Consider the following 865-nt stretch of genomic DNA (forward strand, 5'->3'; position numbering starts at 1 on the left):
ACCTTGCCGCGCTCCCACTGATGTCGCCGATCTATCGCGCCGCCACCGTTTTCCTGTTCGCGCTTGGGCTGTCGCTCGTCATTGTCGAACATGCCAGCGCGCAGGCGTTCGAGCCTTTGTCTATCGTCACGCGGGGCGGGCAGAAGCACGCTTTCCAGGTCGAAGTCGCGCGCAACGATGCGGATAGGGCGCAAGGTCTGATGTATCGACGTTCCATGCCCGCCGACCGTGGCATGCTGTTCGATTTCGCCCGTGTCGAACCGGTCGCGATGTGGATGCAGAACACCTATCTCTCGCTCGACATGCTCTTTATCCGGCTCGACGGGACGATTGCCCGCGTTGCCGCGAATACCGAGCCGCTATCGACCAGGACCATTGCGTCCGGCGAGCCCGTACTCGCCGTGCTCGAGTTGAACGCCGGCACGGCCAGCAAGCTGGGTCTCAAAGCGGGCGACCGAGTGGAGCATCCGCTTTTCAAACGCTAACCCTGAATACTCGTAGATGACGAATGTATCGGACGCCTGCTTACGCAGCGTTGGTCGGAGGTTCCGTTTCGGCAATGGCAATCACGGTGAAACCGTGTAGTTTGCTGTTGGGACGCGCGCGAGATTCGAACTGTATTCTCGATGGTTCGACGCTTCGTGCGCTGGGGAAGCTGACAGTCCATCGAGGCAAACATGGATTCTTCGAAGAAGATCGAGTCACCGCTCGACGCATTGTTTTCGTCTGCAAGCGTGGTGCAGCGTCGGCAATTTCTTGCTGCGGGCGCAGCGATCATGACGGGCGCCGTCACCGGCGCTGGGTCGGCTCTGGCGCAGGATGCAAAGCCGGTTGCCAAACGGGTCGTGACCGATCAGGACCGCGC

1 protein-coding gene and 1 pseudogene are annotated in these 865 nt (G+C 60.7%); both read left to right on the top strand.

What is annotated here, in order from left to right; genetic code table 11:
• The first annotated feature begins 20 nt into the window (after nt 1-20).
• Complete coding sequence (locus AC1DT3_RS22910) at nt 21-485, top strand: DUF192 domain-containing protein (protein ID WP_477467458.1); 465 nt, start codon at nt 21-23, stop codon at nt 483-485.
• A gap of 192 nt (nt 486-677) precedes the next feature.
• Nucleotides 678-865: pseudogene (locus AC1DT3_RS22915) on the top strand (hypothetical protein); the annotation flags it as partial.

The organism is Microvirga sp. P4_G7 (assembly GCF_056401005.1).

Bases quoted from the DNA above. Each gene is read 5' to 3' on its own strand.
- AC1DT3_RS22910 (WP_477467458.1), top strand. From the start codon at position 21: ATGTCGCCGATCTATCGCGCCGCCACCGTTTTCCTGTTCGCGCTTGGG.